Annotated in this window: 11 protein-coding genes; 3 read left to right on the plus strand and 8 right to left on the minus strand. The window is 66.8% G+C overall.

What is annotated here, in order from left to right; genetic code table 11:
- Positions 1-7: 7 nt before the first annotated feature.
- Both A1D30_RS03340 and A1D30_RS03345 read left to right on the plus strand, forming a co-directional pair.
- Positions 8-1,300 carry a permease gene (locus tag A1D30_RS03340; protein WP_082836297.1) on the plus strand — a complete coding sequence of 431 codons (1,293 nt, stop codon included), beginning with the start codon at positions 8-10 and terminating at the stop codon, positions 1,298-1,300.
- Positions 1,301-1,366: 66 nt separating this feature from the next.
- A complete protein-coding gene (locus tag A1D30_RS03345; protein ID WP_063459360.1) occupies positions 1,367-2,302 on the plus strand; it encodes a hypothetical protein in 936 nt (311 codons plus the stop codon).
- Positions 2,303-2,322: 20 nt separating this feature from the next.
- On the opposite strand, the gene aqpZ is transcribed toward A1D30_RS03345, so the two are convergent.
- A complete protein-coding gene (aqpZ, locus tag A1D30_RS03350) occupies positions 2,323-3,018 on the minus strand; it encodes an aquaporin Z (RefSeq protein ID WP_063459429.1) in 696 nt (231 codons plus the stop codon).
- A gap of 332 nt (positions 3,019-3,350) precedes the next feature.
- Here aqpZ and htpG point away from each other — a divergent pair, with 332 nt between their 5' ends.
- Positions 3,351-5,327: a molecular chaperone HtpG gene (gene htpG, locus A1D30_RS03355; RefSeq protein ID WP_063459361.1), complete on the plus strand. Its 1,977-nt coding sequence runs from the start codon at positions 3,351-3,353 to the stop codon at positions 5,325-5,327.
- Between the two features lie 163 nt (positions 5,328-5,490).
- On the opposite strand, the gene A1D30_RS03360 is transcribed toward htpG, so the two are convergent.
- From A1D30_RS03360 to A1D30_RS03390, 7 genes are all read right to left on the minus strand, one after another.
- Positions 5,491-5,799, minus strand: coding sequence for a hypothetical protein (locus A1D30_RS03360; RefSeq protein ID WP_063459362.1), 309 nt, complete (start codon positions 5,797-5,799; stop codon positions 5,491-5,493).
- 118 nt (positions 5,800-5,917) lie between these two features.
- On the minus strand, positions 5,918-6,700 hold the full coding sequence (locus tag A1D30_RS03365; protein ID WP_082836298.1) for a response regulator transcription factor: 783 nt from the start codon (positions 6,698-6,700) through the stop codon (positions 5,918-5,920).
- 170 nt (positions 6,701-6,870) lie between these two features.
- Positions 6,871-7,929 carry a serine/threonine protein kinase gene (locus tag A1D30_RS03370; protein WP_063459363.1) on the minus strand — a complete coding sequence of 353 codons (1,059 nt, stop codon included), beginning with the start codon at positions 7,927-7,929 and terminating at the stop codon, positions 6,871-6,873.
- Between the two features lie 43 nt (positions 7,930-7,972).
- The gene (locus A1D30_RS03375; RefSeq protein ID WP_063459364.1) at positions 7,973-9,067 is read right to left on the minus strand and encodes a DUF2855 family protein; all 1,095 of its coding nucleotides are present in this window, start codon (positions 9,065-9,067) and stop codon (positions 7,973-7,975) included.
- A gap of 366 nt (positions 9,068-9,433) precedes the next feature.
- Positions 9,434-10,873 carry a bifunctional serine/threonine-protein kinase/universal stress protein gene (locus A1D30_RS03380; protein ID WP_063459365.1) on the minus strand — a complete coding sequence of 480 codons (1,440 nt, stop codon included), beginning with the start codon at positions 10,871-10,873 and terminating at the stop codon, positions 9,434-9,436.
- A gap of 1 nt (position 10,874) precedes the next feature.
- Positions 10,875-11,633, minus strand: coding sequence for a metallophosphoesterase (locus tag A1D30_RS03385; RefSeq protein ID WP_063459366.1), 759 nt, complete (start codon positions 11,631-11,633; stop codon positions 10,875-10,877).
- A gap of 134 nt (positions 11,634-11,767) precedes the next feature.
- Complete coding sequence (locus A1D30_RS03390) at positions 11,768-12,154, minus strand: DUF1304 domain-containing protein (protein ID WP_063459367.1); 387 nt, start codon at positions 12,152-12,154, stop codon at positions 11,768-11,770.
- Position 12,155 lies beyond the last annotated feature (1 nt).

Genomic DNA, 12,155 nt, shown 5'->3' on the forward strand with positions numbered 1-12,155 from the left:
CTTTCTCATGCCTTCTTCGCGGCCACCGCGCACGCCCAACAGCGTCCCGGCTTCTGGAACCAACCCGCTGCGGCAGCTGCGCGCCTCCGACCTGCGTGGCGTGGCCCGGCTGGCCACACAGGCCACCACCGGCATCAGCCGCGTGGCCGAGGGCGTGCACCAGTCGGTGCGCGGCACCCTGGGCCTGCCGGGTGGGGCTGAGCCGGGCCGTACCGGCGGGTTGACCGGTTTGGTTTACCAGAGCATCCGGGGGGTGACGCAGCTGGTGGATGCGGGCCTGCAGGCGGGGCTGGCGCGGCTGGAGCCCTTTTTCTCGTCCAGCACACCCGGCACCGAGGTGCTGTGGGAGCGCGAGGCGGTCATCGCCGCCCTCAATGGGGTGATGGGTGACCGCCTGCAGCAGGACAACAACCCGCTGTGCACCCGCATGGGCTGGTACCAGCGGGGCCTGCCACTCGATGTGCGCGCCCTGGGCGCTGCGGGCACGGCCACCGGCAAATTGCTGGTGCTGGTGCACGGGCTGTGCATGAACGATCTGCAGTGGCAACACGGCGGCCACGACCATGGCACCCACTTGGCCCAGGCGCTGGGCTACACGCCGGTGTACCTGCGCTACAACACCGGCCAGCACATCTCGACCAATGGTGCCGAGCTGTCAGCCTTGCTCGAATCGCTGGTGGCCAGTTGGCCCGTGCCCGTAACGGAGCTGGCCGTGCTGGCCCACAGCATGGGCGGGCTGGTGGTGCGCAGCGCCTGCCATCATGCGGCCACTCACGCGGCCACCCAGGCGGCGGCCCCCAGCGGCTGGCTGCCCCGTCTGCGCCAGGTGGTTTTTCTGGGCACGCCGCACCATGGTGCACCGCTGGAGCGGGCGGGCAACTGGGTGGATGTGCTGCTCGGCAGCACCCCCTATTCGCGGCCGTTTGCCCGGCTGGCGCAGCTGCGCAGCGCAGGCATCACCGATTTGCGCTACGGCCATGTGCTGGATGCCGACTGGCAGGGGCGCGACCGCTTTCGCACCCGGCCCGACCAGCGCACCCCCGTGCCCCTGCCCACCGGGGTGGCCTGCTACGCGGTGGCCGCCACGCTGGCTGCCCGGCGCAGCCCGGTGGCTGAGCGGCTGGTGGGGGATGGGTTGGTGCCCTTGCACAGCGCCCTGGGCATCCATGATGATGCGGTGCGGGGGCTCGGGTTTGCCAAGGACCGGCAGGCGGTGTTCTACCGCCAGGGCCATCTGGCGCTGCTGGGCGATGCCGGCGTGGCCCGGCAGCTGGAGCAGTGGATGGCGGCGCCCACATGACATTGGCCCGGCGCCGGGGTGCGGCTACGATGTGTTCAAGAAGCAATAGACAACAAGGAGAAACTTGTGAGTGATGTGAAATACCGCCTGGTGACCCGCAGCGACTTTGACGGCCTGGTCTGCGCCGTGCTGCTCAACGAGCTGGACCTGATTGACGAAATCACCTTTGTCCACCCCAAAGACATGCAGGATGGCAAAGTCGCCATCACCAGCCGCGACATCACCACCAACCTGCCCTATGTGCCCGGCGCGCACCTGGTGTTTGACCACCACGAGTCCGAAACGGTGCGCAACTCGGGCCGCCGGTCCGAGAACCACATCATCGAGGCGCATGCGCCCTCGGCCGCGCGTGTGGTCTACAACCACTATGGCGGCAAGGCCGCCTTTCCGCGCATCACCGACGACATGATGGCGGCGGTGGACCAGGCCGATTCGGCCCAGTATTCGCGCGAAGACATCCTCGACCCCCAGGGCTGGGTGCTGCTGAACTACATGATGGACTCACGCACCGGGCTGGGCCGCTTCCGGGAGTTCCGCATCAGCAACTACGCGCTGATGATGGACCTCATCCAGTATTGCCGCGACCACACCATTGACGACATCCTGGCCCTGCCCGACGTGCAGGAGCGGGTGCAGCTCTACCGTGAGCATGCGTCCAAGGCCAAGGAGCAGCTGCAGCGCTGCGCCATCCGCATCGGCAAGCTGGTGGTGCTGGACCTGCGCGAGGAAGAGACCATCTGGGCCACCAACCGCTTCATGATCTATGCGCTGTTCCCGGAGTGCAACATCTCCATCCACGTGATGTGGGGGCTGCAGAAGCAGAACACGGTGTTCGCCACGGGCAAGTCCATCCTGGACCGTGGCAGCCACGTGCACATCGGCAACCTCATGCTGGAGTTTGGTGGTGGTGGCCATGCGGCTGCAGGCACCTGCCAGGTGTCCAACGACAAGGCCGATACCATCCTGCAGACCCTGGTGCAGCGCATCACGCTCGAAAACTGAGCGGGCTCGTTCACACCCTCTCAGTCTTCGCCGAACAGCCCCCGGTAAATGGCGGCGCCCAGCAAGGCGCCCGCAATGGGCGCGGCCCAGAACACCCACAGCTCCGACAGCGCATAGCTGGGTCCAAACAGGGCGGGGCCGGTGCTGCGCGCCGGGTTGACCGAGGTGTTGGTCACCGGGATGGAGATCAGGTGGATCAGTGTGAGGCAGAGACCGATGGCCATGCCGCCCACGCCTTCCGCCGCGCGCCGCGAGGTCACGCCCAGGATCACGATCAGGAACACCGCCGTGAGCACGACCTCGGCCACCACGGCGGCCAGCAGTCCGTAGCCACCGGGCGAGTGTTCGCCGTAGCCGTTGGTGGCAAACCCGCCAATGTCTGCCCCGGGCTTGCCCGTGGCGATGAGGTAAAGCACCCCGGCGGCCACAATCGCGCCCAGCACCTGTGCCACCACGTAGCCAGGCAGCTCGGACACCTTGAACCGGCCGCCCAGTGCCAGGCCCACGGACACCGCCGGGTTGAAATGCCCGCCCGAAATGGGCCCCAGCGCGTAGGCCCCGGTCAGCACCGTCAGGCCAAAAGCCAGGGACACGCCCAGAAACCCGATGCCCAGCTGCGGAAACGCGGCCGCCAGCACCGCGCTGCCACAGCCACCAAAGGTGAGCCAGAACGTGCCGAGGAACTCGGCAGACCATTTTTGCAAAGAGGTGGGCATGGGTTTGTCCAAAAAAGCAGGGGGCAGCTGCTGGCGCAGGCCCGCAGCCAATGCGGCATCTTAGGAGGGCAAAATGGGCTGAACAAGCGTTAATTGCGCGCAAATTGTCAACAATGCTCTTTCGGGTGCTGGGAGAGCGTCTGGCGCGTCAAAGCCGTGCCAGATGGCGGGACTGCTGTCCATGCCCTCTTAGTCACCACTCACGCTCAGCCGGTCTTGAAATCGCGCCATCCGCCCCGAGGTGAACACGCGCGAACGTCTTTTACACCGCAGGTGCGCCCAAGACGTTTCTCAAGATCGCAAGAAGTAGCCCATTCCAAGACCAAGACACCATGAGCACCAAACAAACCCTGTCTTTCCAGGCCGAAGTGGCCCAGCTGCTGCACCTGGTCACCCACTCGCTGTACTCCAACCAGGAAATCTTCCTGCGCGAGCTGATCTCCAACGCGTCCGACGCCTGCGACAAGCTGCGTTTTGAGGGGCTGAACAACTCCGCCCTGTTCGAGGACGCCCCCAACCTCGAAGTGCGCGTGAGCTTCGACAAGGCCGCCAAGACGCTGACCATCACCGACAACGGCATCGGCATGAGCCAGCAAGAGGCCATCGACCACCTGGGCACCATCGCCAAGAGCGGCACCAAGGACTTCATGGGCAAGCTCTCGGGTGACCAGAAAGCCGACGCGCAGCTCATCGGCCAGTTCGGCGTGGGTTTCTACTCCGGCTTCATCGTGGCCGACAAGATCACCGTGGAATCGCGCCGTGCGGGCCTGAAGGCCGAAGAAGGCGTGCGCTGGATCAGCGGCGGCACGGGCGACTTTGAGGTCGAAACCATCACCCGTGCCCAGCGTGGCACCAGCATCATCCTGCACCTGCGCGACGATGCAGAGGAATACCTCAACGCCTGGAAGCTCAAGCAGGTCATCGCCAAGTATTCCGACCACATCAGCCTGCCCATCCTGATGGAAAAGGAAGAATGGAAAGACGGCGAGCTGATCAACCCCAATGACGAAAACGGTGGCCGCCAGCCCGGTGGCATGGTCAAGACCGGCGAGTGGGAAACCATCAACAAGGCCAGCGCCCTGTGGACGCGCCCCAAGAAGGACATCACCGAAGAGCAGTACGCCGAGTTCTACAAAACCATCAGCCACGACCACGAAGCCCCGCTGACCTGGGCGCACAACCGCGTGGAAGGCAACACCGAGTACACGCAACTGTTGTACATCCCCGCCAAGGCGCCGTTCGACCTGTGGAACCGCGACAAGAAGGCGGGTGTGAAGCTGTATGTGAAGCGCGTGTTCATCATGGACGACGCTGAGGCGCTGATGCCCACCTACCTGCGCTTCGTCAAGGGCGTGATCGACTCGGCCGACCTGCCGCTGAACGTGAGCCGCGAGCTGCTGCAGGAAAGCCGCGACGTGCGCGCCATCCGCGAAGGCTCGACCAAGCGCGTGCTCAGCATGCTCGAAGACCTGGCCAAACACGATAAGCACGACACCGCCGCGAATGCCGACGGCGTGACCGATGTGGTGGACGCCGACGACAAGGCCAAGGAAGGCAAGTACACCGCGTTCTACAGCGAGTTTGGCGCGGTGCTCAAGGAAGGCCTGGGCGAAGACTTTGGCAACCGCGAGCGCCTGGCCAAGCTGCTGCGCTTTGCGTCCACCACCAGCGACGCCGTGACGGTGGGCTTTGCCGACTACAAGGCGCGCATGAAGGAAGGCCAGGAGGCGATTTACTACATCACCGCCGACACGCTCGCCGCCGCCAAGAACAGCCCGCAGCTCGAAGTCTTCAAGAAGAAGGGCATCGAAGTGCTGCTGATGACCGACCGAGTGGACGAGTGGGCGCTGAACTACTTGCACGAGTTTGACGGCACCCCGCTGCAAAGCGTGGCCAAGGGTGCCGTGGACCTGGGCAAGCTGCAGGACGAGGCCGAGAAGAAGGCCGCTGAAGAAGCCGCCGAGGCCTTCAAGCCCGTGCTGGCCAAGCTGAAAGAAGCGCTCAAGGACAAGGCCGAAGATGTGCGCGTGACCACGCGCCTGGTCGATTCGCCCGCCTGCCTGGTGGTGCAGGACGACGGCATGAGCACGCAGCTGGCCCGCATGCTCAAGCAGGCTGGGCAGCAGGCGCCCGAGTCCAAGCCCGTGCTGGAGGTGAATGCCGAGCACGCGCTGGTGAAGAAGCTCGACGGCAGCGTGCACTTCCACGACCTGGCGCACATCCTGTTCGACCAGGCGCTGCTGGCCGAAGGCGGCCTGCCCGAAGACCCTGCCTCGTACGTCAAGCGCGTGAACGCGCTGCTGGCCTGAGGCCGGGCAGGTGGCTGGCGGGTGCGCCCATGGGGCGAAATCTGCCGTCACCGCGCGTGGATAGGCGCTGAGTTGCTATCAAAAAGTGAAACCCCGGGGCTGAATGGCTCCCGGGGTTTTTCTTTGGATGCGGCGAAAGTGGCGGGTTGGTGTGGGGCCTGGCTCACCCCTGCGGCTCTGCCTGCTCCAGCAGCCGCGCATAGACCTGGTTGCGCTCTTGGGGGTCTGCGTCCATCAAGGTCTTGAGGGCCTCATCAGGCAGCCGCATGCCCCGGCGCCGGTCGGTCGCCACCGGCAGGTTGCGCCAGCCAGAGAGCACCAGCCAGTCCCACAACTCCCCCGAAATCCGGTGCGTGACGGCCATCTTTAGCGCCCCCCGCTGAATGTCCGTGCCCACTGCAGGCACCTGCCCCACCGGCGCGGGGCGGCGTGCCTGGCGGATCGACAAAACGTTGCGTATCCAGTCCTTCATGGGTGGGCTGCGGGGGGTGAAGCTGGTGCAGCATAGCCCACGACCCCGGCGCAGCTCAAGCCTTGGTTTACCCGCCGTGTTGGGTGGCACCACCTTGGGCGGTGCCTAGGGCAAGTGCTCAGGAGGCTGCGAATGATGCGGTGAGGGGGCGCTGCGAAGAGGCCGGTGTGGCCGGTGTGGCCGGTGTGGCAGAGGTGCCCGGCGCACCGCTGGCTGCCGGCTGGCAGGGGTCCAGCCGGTACCCCATCCCATAAATCGCCGAGATCGTGTAGCCGTTGTCCTCGGTCAGCTCCAGCTTGGTGCGCAGGCGTGACATGTGGGTGTCGAGCGAGCGCGAGGGGGTTTCGGCGCCGTCGCCCCAGACGGCTTCGCGCAGGTGGGTGCGGGACAGCAGGCGGCCGGCGTTGCGGAACATGAACAGGGCGAGTTCGTACTCGCGGTTCTTGAGTTCGATGGGCTGGCCGTGCACGCTCAGGGAGCGCTTGTCGGCGTCGAAGCAGTACGCGCCGAAGGCCATGCGGGCGCCCATGCTCTCGGGGTAGGCGCGGCGCAGCAGGGCGGTGGTGCGGGCCACGAGTTCGCCCATGCGCAGGGGTTTGCTCATGAAGTCGTCGGCGCCGCGCGACAGGGCCTCGACCACGTCGCGTTCGTCATTGCGGCGGGTGATGAACAGGATGGGCAGCTGCATGCCGCCCATGTCGCGCACGGTCTGCACGACTTCGGTGCCTTCCATGTCGGGCAGAAGCCAGTCCACGATCAGCAGGTCGAAGGTGTCATGCCGCAGGGCCTTGAGCAGGCTGGTGCCGTCGGCAAAGGTATGGCACACATGGTGGTGGCATTCCAAGGTGCCCTTGATCTGCTCCAGGAGCAGAAGATCGTCGTCAAGGACTGCGATGCGCATGGTGGTGGGCTCGGGGCCGGGGGGCCGTGAAAATCAACTACAAAACACCCCCGTGGGAGGGAGTGCCTTGATGGTGCCCCACATCGGGCCGCTGTGCGCAGGGGTTGACAATCGTTTGCAATGGCCGGGCCTGCGCTGGCCGGGCCTGTCCCCGCCCCGCTCACCCCAGCTCAGGCCACCAGCGGCTCTTCCTGCATCGCCTCGTTCTGCTCGATCAGCATGTCCACCTGGCCGCGCCAGTAGTCGCTGCTGCCAAACCACGGAAAGTTGGCCGGGAAGATCGGGTCCTGCCAGCGGCGCGCGAGCCAGGCGCTGTAGTGGATGAGGCGCAGGGTGCGCAGCGGCTCGATGAGCGCCAGCTCGCGGCGGTCAAAGCTGCGGAACTGTTCGTAGCCCTCGATCAGCGCGCCGAGCTGGTGCGTGCGCTGGCGCCGGTCGCCCGAGAGCAGCATCCACAGGTCCTGCACGGCCGGGCCCATGCGCGCGTCGTCCAGGTCCACAAAGTGCGGGCCGCCCCGGCCCCATTCGTCCAGTGGCGTCCACAGGATGTTGCCGGGGTGGCAGTCGCCATGCAGACGGATGGGGGTGGCATCTTTCAAGGAAAAATGGCCGTCTCCGCGCTCCTGGTGGATGTTTTTTGCTATCAATTCAAGAGCGATATCGCACTGCGTCTTCCACGCGGCCACCACATCGAGCGGGATGATGTCGTTGCCCAGCAGCCAGTCGCGCGAGGCCTGGCCGAAGGTCTGCAGGTCCAGCACCGGCCGGTGCACAAACGGCCGGCCCGCGCCCACGGTGTGGATGCGGGCGAGAAAGCGGCCGATCCATTCCAGCACTTCAAAATCGTCCAGCTCGGGCTGGCGCCCGCCGCGCCAGGGGCTGACCGAAAACGCAAAACCATCGTGCTGGTGCAAGGTGGCGCCATTGAGCACCATCGGGCCCACGGCGGGCACCTCGGCCGCCATCAGCTCGGCGGCAAAGGCGTGTTCTTCGAGGATCTGCGCCTCAGACCAGCGGCCGGGGCGGTAGAACTTGGCCACCACGCGCTCGCCGTTTTCCAGCGTGGCCTGGTACACCCGGTTTTCGTAGGATGACAGGGCCATGAGGCGGCCGTCGCCATACAGGCCCACGCTGGCCAGCGCGTCCAGCACCTGGTCGGGGGTGAGGCGGGCGTAGGGGTGTTGGTCGTTCGAGGCGTTGGCAGCGGTGTCGGGGGGCAATGGGGTCATGCCCCATTGTCGCCGCCGCGCCCTGGACGGCGGTGCGTACGCGTCAGCTCGGGAGCATCGTGGCGATATGCCCGGCGCGCGGGTCGCCGCTGCCCGCCAGCACGCTCGCAAACAGCGCTTGGGTGGCCTGGGGCCCCGCATGCTGCTGCACTACCAGCCAGGGCTGCGGCCCGGCCGACACGGCGGTGCTGAACTGGTTCCAGGCCGCCACCAGGCGCTCGTTCAAGCCCTGGGCGCCCCAGTCGGTGTGGCGCTTCTTGACCTGGGCGGGAGCGAAGAACATCACTGGGCGCGGGCCGGGCAGCTGGCCTGCGCCGCCCAGATCGCCCACATGGCTCGCACCCACCGAGCAGCTGTAGGCCAGGCCCGTGAAGTGGGCATGGATGCGCTGGCGCAGGCCCACGCTGCCTGCAAAGTCGATGTACACGCTGGGCGTGGCGCCGTCGAGGGTGTCCAGTGCGTCGTAGGTGACCACGCGGTGGTAGCAGCCCAGGCTCTCGCAAAACGCCACATTGCCGGGCGAGGTGAGGCCGATGACCTCGATGCCCTCGCGCTGTGCGAGCTGGAATGCTGTGCCGTAGGCGGTTTTGCTCGACGCACTGGACAGCAGCATGCGCCGGGCGCCAAAGAACTGCTGGTCGGCCAGAAAGTCGTCGATGAGCCACGAGGTGATGAACAGCGGCCGCAGCAGCGCCTGCACGTCCTCGTTGTCGGCGCGGTACAGCCCGTCGGTGCGGGTGCGCAGGTAGTGGTTGTAGACCGCGTGCAGGCCTGCGCGGTGGGCGGCGCCGTCGCTGAAGCCCGTGGGGTTGACGCGCTGGGGCGAGAGTACGGCCTGTTCGGCCATGGGCCAGTAGCCATAGAGGCGCTCGCCCACGGCCACCTCGGGGTGCTGTGACTCGGTCACCGTGCCAAAGCCCCACACGGGCACGATGCCCCAGCCCGCCTCGCCGGTGGGGAAGAACTGCCAGTAGTTCAACATGTCGCCCAGCGCGGCGTAGGTGATGTTGTTGGCCGTGAGGGCGAAGGAATCGACCCGCACGCGGACCTGGCCGTCGGCCAGCGGGGTGTCGTCGGTGGTCAACAGGCGGGTGCTGGCCAGCTGGTCCTGGCGCACGAGGAGGGTGGTGGTGCTCATGCCGCGACGCTAAACGAAAGCGGGCTTGCGCTCAAGCGGGGTGCGCCGCCTGGGCGACAGGGGGCCGGGGATGGGCGCCTGATCCACGCCAACAGCACACAGCCGTTCACGCTGAGCTTGTCGAAGCGCTGCGCAGGGCTTCGACCCTTCGACGAAGCTCAGGACAGGCAAGCTCAGCCGAACGGGCTGTGATGGCGGAGCGTGAGCCGTATCAGTTGTCCATGGCGCTGATGAAACGGGCGCGGCCCGAGCCAGTGCCCCCGTGCAAGGGCCGCCCCGCCGCACCGGGGGCGTCCCCCACCCGCTTTGCACAGCAAGGCGAGAGAGGGGGAAGGCGCGAAGCGACTCAGGGGGTGTTTCACTTCATCAGCCCGGGAACGTCTGGCCCAGCTGCTCAAACGGCAGCGCCTGTTTGACCAGGATGACGGTGCAGGGCGCGTCGCGCGCCACGCGGATGGGCACGGTGTCGATGAAGCGCTGCATCTGCAGCCCGTGCGTGGCGGCGCCCACGATCATCATGCTCGCATGGTTGCTGGCTGCGTAGCGCACCAGGGCCTGGGCTACGTCGCTGGCTTCCAGCACGTGGTAGCTCACGGCATGGCCGGTCAGGTCCAGTCCTTGGGCCCATTGGCGCAGGCGGGCCATGTGCTGGCGGTGCAGCGTGGTTTCGCTGCGCTCGCTGTCGCTGGTGCTGCTGGCGCTGGGCGAGATCACCGTCACGCAGGCCAGCCGCGCGCCGGGGCGGATGCCCAGTGAGCGCGCCACGGCCTGGCGCAGTGAATACAGCGTGGCATCGCTCACATCGGCATGGGGCACGGCGACCATGAGGATGGGCGTGTCTTCGATCTGCGCCGACGGCAGCGGGCTGGGCTGGTAGTGCATGCCCGCCGCGCGCAGCCAGCGCTTGAAATGGGTGGAGAGGGGCGTGCGCTCGGTGCGCTCGCCGCGTTCGGTCATCAGCACCTGATCGGGGTGGGTCAGATCGAACGCCAGGTGCGCGGCCGAGGGGTAGCGGTGGGATGCCTCGGGCTCCAGACAGCGCAGGATGACCTCCTGCAGCCAGGGCGGGATGTCGGCGCGGTGCTTGCGCGGCGGAGCGGGCGTCATCCATAGGCGCTGGCGCATGCCACCGCTGGTGGTGGGCGCACCAAACGGCAGCTCGCCGGTGGCCAGCTCGTACAGCATCACGCCGATGGCAAAGATGTCGCTGCGCGGGTCGCCGCGCACGCCCACCACCTGCTCGGGCGCGATCCAGGCGGGCGAGCCCACGGCCTGGCGCATCTCCTCGGCCAGCAGGTCGGGGTAGTGGGCGTGGTACGAGAGGCCAAAGTCCAGCAGCACGGCGCTGCCATCGTCTTTGATGAGCACGTTGGCGGGCTTGAGGTCCAGGTGGCACACGTTCTGCTGGTGCAGGCTGTGCGCTGCGTGCGCCGTGGCCGCGCCCAGGCGGGCGATGGTTGCCGTGTCGCAGCGCCCCGGCGCTTCATCCAGCCAGTGCTGCAGCGTCTGGCCGGGGATGTACTCCATGACCAGGTACGGCAGCCGCACCAGGTCGCCCGCCGCCACAAAACGCGGCACATGCGGGCCGCTGAGCACGGGCAGGATCTGCAGCTCCACCTCGAAGCTCACGATGTTCTCGGCCCCGTCGCCCGCCGTCATACGCGGGATCTTCATCGCCATGGCAAAGCCGGGGCTGCGGCCTTCTTGCGCGTATTCCACGGCGTAGATGTGGGCCATGCCGCCCGCGTGGATGCAGTCCACCACGCGGAAGCCGTCGATCTCGGTGCCGGGCTCCAGCAGCTTCATGTCACTGGCCTTTTTCCAAGCGGTCGGCGTAGAAGCCCGGCAGGCAGGCGGCGCGGATGGCGGCGGCGGCGGCCAGGTGGTCATACGGCACGCGGTAGAAGGTGATCTGCTTGGCGGTGTCGTCAAACAGCGCGTACATGGCGCGCGCGTCGCCGTCGCGCGGCTGGCCCACCGAGCCCACGATGCCCAGCCACTGGCGGTGCGTTGGCACGGGCACCGGCACGCCGGGCTCGGGCGCAAAGCGCATCAGCTTGGCGGTGGGCGTGAGGAAGTACAGCACCTGCTCGTGCACATGGCCGCAGAACACGTAGCGGATGGCGGGGTCGATACCCTGCGCGGCCGTCATGCTGCGCTCGGCGGCGTTGGAGTCCTCGACATACCGCCACTGCGCGGGCATGTCGGCACTGGCGTGCACCAGCAGCGCGCTGCTGCCCAGGCGTGCGGTGAGCGGCAGGGACTGCAAAAAGGCAATGTGGCTGTTGCCCAACTGGTCGTGTGTCCACTGCGCGCCCAGCTCGCTGCGGTTGCGCGGGTTGGCGGGGGGCGTCAGGGCCATGGCGTCGTGGTTGCCCAGCACACACAGGGCGCCTTGCCGGGCCAGGTCACGCACTTGCTCCACCACGGCCACGGGCTCGCCACCGTAGCCCACCAGGTCGCCCAGCAGCGCAAATTGTTCGGCGCCCTGGGCGCGGGCGTGCTGCAGGCAGGCGTCCAGGGCCTGGCGGTTGGCGTGGATGTCGGACAGCAGGGCGATTTTCATGGGGTTGTCTCCAACCCCATCATCGCGCCCATGGCTGAATGCCAGCTTGCAGGTGGCAGTGCTGGCCTGGATTCAAAGCAAAAATAGCTGTTACCGCCCGTCTATAGGGCGGTAACAGCTATGGATTTGATAGCTCAGAGGCTGCGCTGTGCGGCGGGTTTTTTGTCCAGCGCCAGCACCAGGCCCAGCGCGATGATCGCGGGCAGCGCCTGGCTGAAGAAGATCTTGGGCGCTGCGGTGGCGGCACCAAACACCCCGGCCACGATCACGCAGGCCAGGAAGAAGATCTTGAACACCCGGTTGCCGGTGAACAGCCCCCAGAACAGGCCTGCCGCCAGAAAACCGTTGTACAGCCCCTGGTTGGCCGCCAGCGTGGTGGTGGCGTCCGCCAGCTCCTGGGTAAGGTTGAAGGTTTTCATGCCCAGGGGCTTGTTCCAGAAGAACATTTCGAGCACGAGGATGTACACATGCTCGATGGCCACCAGGGCCACCGCGATGCGGGGAAGCAACTGGCGGCCCATG

The organism is Acidovorax sp. GW101-3H11, assembly GCF_001633105.1.
Lineage (GTDB): Bacteria > Pseudomonadota > Gammaproteobacteria > Burkholderiales > Burkholderiaceae_C > Acidovorax.

What these genes read in the sequence shown, in the direction of transcription:
- A1D30_RS03340 (WP_082836297.1), top strand. Translation starts at nt 8, where the DNA reads ATGCCTTCTTCGCGGCCACCGCGCACGCCCAACAGCGTCCCGGCTTCT.
- aqpZ (WP_063459429.1), bottom strand. Translation starts at nt 3,018, where the DNA reads ATGCCCACCTCTTTGCAAAAATGGTCTGCCGAGTTCCTCGGCACGTTC.
- htpG (WP_063459361.1), top strand. Translation starts at nt 3,351, where the DNA reads ATGAGCACCAAACAAACCCTGTCTTTCCAGGCCGAAGTGGCCCAGCTG.
- A1D30_RS03360 (WP_063459362.1), bottom strand. Translation starts at nt 5,799, where the DNA reads ATGAAGGACTGGATACGCAACGTTTTGTCGATCCGCCAGGCACGCCGC.
- A1D30_RS03365 (WP_082836298.1), bottom strand. Translation starts at nt 6,700, where the DNA reads ATGCGCATCGCAGTCCTTGACGACGATCTTCTGCTCCTGGAGCAGATC.
- A1D30_RS03370 (WP_063459363.1), bottom strand. Translation starts at nt 7,929, where the DNA reads ATGACCCCATTGCCCCCCGACACCGCTGCCAACGCCTCGAACGACCAA.
- A1D30_RS03375 (WP_063459364.1), bottom strand. Translation starts at nt 9,067, where the DNA reads ATGAGCACCACCACCCTCCTCGTGCGCCAGGACCAGCTGGCCAGCACC.
- A1D30_RS03380 (WP_063459365.1), bottom strand. Translation starts at nt 10,873, where the DNA reads ATGAAGCTGCTGGAGCCCGGCACCGAGATCGACGGCTTCCGCGTGGTG.
- A1D30_RS03385 (WP_063459366.1), bottom strand. Translation starts at nt 11,633, where the DNA reads ATGAAAATCGCCCTGCTGTCCGACATCCACGCCAACCGCCAGGCCCTG.
- A1D30_RS03390 (WP_063459367.1), bottom strand. Translation starts at nt 12,154, where the DNA reads ATGGGCCGCCAGTTGCTTCCCCGCATCGCGGTGGCCCTGGTGGCCATC.